Source organism: Ideonella azotifigens, assembly GCF_006519715.1.
GTDB classification, from domain to species: Bacteria; Pseudomonadota; Gammaproteobacteria; order Burkholderiales; family Burkholderiaceae_C; genus Ideonella; species Ideonella azotifigens.
Genome location: NZ_VIDT01000602.1, coordinates 1 through 3,387, shown reverse-complemented (window position 1 = coordinate 3,387; position 3,387 = coordinate 1). Strand labels below are relative to the sequence as shown.

General features: G+C 67.1%; 4 protein-coding genes. All 4 read right to left on the bottom strand.

Features of this window, described 5'->3' with window-relative positions:
- Nucleotides 1-55: 55 nt before the first annotated feature.
- Genes FKP22_RS24815 through FKP22_RS24800 form a run of 4 tightly spaced genes read right to left on the bottom strand, consistent with a single transcriptional unit; the run spans nucleotide 56 to nucleotide 3,276 of the window.
- Nucleotides 56-1,144 carry a flagellar motor protein MotB gene (locus tag FKP22_RS24815; protein ID WP_141290327.1) on the bottom strand — a complete coding sequence of 363 codons (1,089 nt, stop codon included), beginning with the start codon at nucleotides 1,142-1,144 and terminating at the stop codon, nucleotides 56-58.
- Nucleotides 1,131-2,048 (bottom strand): flagellar motor stator protein MotA, encoded by a 918-nt coding sequence (gene motA, locus FKP22_RS24810; RefSeq protein WP_141290326.1) that lies wholly within the window; start codon nucleotides 2,046-2,048, stop codon nucleotides 1,131-1,133. The genes FKP22_RS24815 and motA overlap by 14 nt, the downstream gene beginning before the upstream one ends.
- Before the next feature lie 38 nt (nucleotides 2,049-2,086).
- Nucleotides 2,087-2,824: a FliA/WhiG family RNA polymerase sigma factor gene (locus tag FKP22_RS24805; RefSeq protein ID WP_141290325.1), complete on the bottom strand. Its 738-nt coding sequence runs from the start codon at nucleotides 2,822-2,824 to the stop codon at nucleotides 2,087-2,089.
- Between the two features lie 2 nt (nucleotides 2,825-2,826).
- The gene (locus FKP22_RS24800; protein ID WP_141290324.1) at nucleotides 2,827-3,276 is read right to left on the bottom strand and encodes a flagellar basal body-associated FliL family protein; all 450 of its coding nucleotides are present in this window, start codon (nucleotides 3,274-3,276) and stop codon (nucleotides 2,827-2,829) included.
- Nucleotides 3,277-3,387: the final 111 nt, after the last annotated feature.

The window sequence follows — 3,387 nt, the reverse complement described above, 5'->3', positions numbered from 1 at the left end:
TGTGGTTCGGCCGGTGATTCGCATGCGGGCACCTCGGGTAGGTTTCGTTTGCATCTCAGCGCTCCGCGAGCGTCGAGGCTTGTTGGGTCAGCTGGTGGCGCACCTTGGCGTTTTCGGCAACGGTGGCTTTCAGCGGCAAGGCTTCGGCGGCCGGCAGGCGCGTCGGGTGCAGGCCCATCTTCGAAATCGCCGCCGCACCGTTGGCCGAAGGCGCGGCCTGGCTGACCACCATGTCGGCGCCTTCGGCCAGCGGCTGGACCTGGCCGGGCATGCCGAAGGCGGCAGCCAGTGCACGGGCCTGGGCCGTGCTCAGCACCACCAGTTCAATGCGACGGTTCACGGCGGCGCGCGGGTCTTCGATCTTCATCGGCGCGCGGTCGGCCATGCCGATGACCTGCAGCACGCTGGCCGCCGGCATGCCGCCGTAGGTCAGGCTGAGGCGGGCGGCCATTGCGCGCTGGTTGGACAGCGTCCAGTTCGAGAACGCCGCGGCGTCGGTGTTGGCATAGGCCGTCGCGTCGGTGTGGCCCAGCACCAGCAGCTGGTTGTCGATCTCGGCGAACAGCGGGCCCATCTGGGTCAGCAGCTTGCGGAACCTGGTGTTGGGCACCGCACTGCCGCGGGCGAACATGCCTTCGCCGTCGGTGTCGTGCAGCAGCACGCGCAGGCCCTGCGGCGTGACTTCGGTCTTCAGGTGGCTTTCCAGGCCGGCGTCTTCGGCCAGGCCGGAGAGCTTGCGGGCCAGCAACTGCATGTCTTCCGGGCCGTCCATGTGCTTGCGTTGCAGCGGATGGGCCTGGTCGGTCTGGCCGTTGCCCTGGTTGGGGCCACGGGCCGCGTTGGTACCGCCCTGGCCGGGCACCGGCTCGCGGGTGATCAGGCTGCCGAACTGGCTGCCCTTCAGGTCCGGGATGTGGCCCTGGCTGCCTTCGTCGATGGGCGTGCCCATGACGGACAGCAGGTTCTGCTCGGCCGCTTCCTTGTCGCGCGAGGCCAGCAGCCACAGCACCAGGAACAAGCACAGCAGCGCGAGGCAGAAGTCGGCAAACGCGACCTTCCACGCGCCGCCGTGGGCCTCGTCATGGCCCTTGGCCGAGACGCGCTTGACGACGGTCTCGCCGTGATGGGCATCAGGCTTGGGCACGCTTGTCTCCTGCGCGGCGTTGCGGGGTGGCGCCGGCGTCGCCGGCGTCCTGCATCTTGTTGATCCAGCCTTCCAGGCGGGCGAAGCTGGGCTTGATGTTGAGCTGCACCAGGCGGCGGCCGGCGTCGATCGCCAGCAGCGCCGGCTTGCCCGAGACATGCGTGACCAGCACCACCTTGACCGACTCGAAGGCCTGCAGCTCCTCGCTGACCAGCTGCTTCATCATGTTGCTGATCGGGTCCAGCACGCCGTAGCACATGAAGATACCAATGAAGGTACCCACCATCGCGGCGCCGACGCGCACGGCGATCTCGGCAGTGCCGGCGCCTTCGGCCACCACGTTCATGGTCATCACGATGCCCAGCACCGCGGCCAGGATGCCGAAGCCCGGCATCGCCTCCCCGATCTTGGCCAGCGACTTGGCTGGCTGCGCCATCTCTTCGTGGATCGCTTCGATCTCTTGTTCGAGCACACCTTCGAGCTCGTGTGCATTGATCTTGCCCATCGCCATCAAGCGAAAGTTGTCGACGATGAAGTGGAGCAGCTTGGGCTCTTCGAGGATCAGCGGATAACGCTTGAAGAGATCGCTCTCATGCGGGGCTTCAACGTGTGCGTCCAGTGCCTTCAGGCCGCCGGCCGCCGTCTGCAGCAGCTCGTACATCAGCAGCAGCAGCTGGCGCTGGAATTCCTCGCCGGGCTTCTTGCGCATCATCACCTTGCGCACCTGCAGCCACATCTCCGAGAGCACGTGCTTGGGGTTGCCCAGCACGATGGCGCCTGCACCTGCGCCAACGATGATCAGCAGCTCGGTGGGCTGCCAGATCATCTTCATGTCGCCGTCGTGGATCATGTAGCCGCCGAAGACGCAGCCGACGATGATGAGGATGCCGAGGATGGATTGCATGGGGTGGTCTCTTTGGGGGCTAGCGGGTCAGGCGGCGGTCAGGCGGCCAGGTGGCGCTTCATCTTCTGCAGCGCGGCCTTGTTGATCTGGCAGATGCGGGCCTCGGTCAGGTCCAGCACCGCGGCGATTTCCTTCAGGCTCAGCTCGTACTCGTAGTACAGCTGGATCACGCGTTGTTCACGTTCGTCCAGCGCGCTCAGGGCTTGCGCCAGGCTGCGGCGCTGGATCAGGATCTCCTCGGGCGAGCGCTGCGCCGAAGGCAATTCGGCCATCTCGTGCAGCAGTTCGTCGAAGCTGGCCATCTGCTCGGCGTTTTCTGCGGCGAGGTGGGCCTGGTAGGTTTCCGGCGTGAGCTTCAGCACCTTCAGCACTTCGGCCTCGGTCGGCTCGCGGCCCAGGCGGCGCGTCATCTCGCGCAGGCCGTCGCGCAGCTTGTGGCTGTCCTGGCGCACGCTGCGCGGGCGCCAGTCCTGGCGGCGCAGTTCGTCGAGGATCGCGCCGCGGATGCGCAGCGAGGCAAAGGCAGCGAACTTTTCGTCCGGCGGGCCGTAGCGGCGCAGTGCTTCCAGCAGCCCCATCAGGCCGATCTGCTGCATGTCGTCGCGGTCCATCGTGGCGCTGAGCTGGGCGCTGAGCTGGCGCACCACGCGCTTGACCAGCGGCGTGTGCGCGATCAGCTCGCGCTGCTCGCGGGCCGGGTCGAGCGCGGCGCGCGCAGCTTCGCCGCCCGCCTCGGCATAGGCCGCCACCTCGAAATGACCCGCGTGCAAGTCCATGGTCATTCGACGATGAGCTTGCCGATCATGGCCTCGGCAAACGGCATCTCCTGATGCTCGGCTGCATAGGCCTCATGGAACGCCTCGTTGAGCGTGCTGGCCAGGGCGTCCACGCCCATCGAGCTGGCCTGGGCGCGGGTGCGCTCCGACAGGGCTTTCACCGCCACGCTGCGCAGCAGCGGCAGGTGGTCCCGGGTCTGCTTCTCGGTCTTGGGCGGCGCCTTGAAGACCAGGTCCACGGCCAGGTAGTGCGAGCCGCTTTCCTGTTCGCCGTTGCGCAGCATCACGATGACTTTGTCCAGCGTGACGTACTTGTAGTCCACCGCTTCGGCCACATGCGCCTTGGCCTCGCCGGCCGACCCATGGTCTTTCAGCTTCCACCAGGCCGCGGCACCGCCAGCGGACAACAGCAGGACGGTGGCGACACCGCCGAGGATCAGTTTCTTGGACATCGCGTTCAGCCTTTGCGCAGACGGAAGGGGGTGGTGGCCGTGCCGGTTTCTGCATCGGCCTCGGCCAGTGCGCGGCCGGGGGCCTGCGCTTCATCGGAGGTGGTGCGCTGC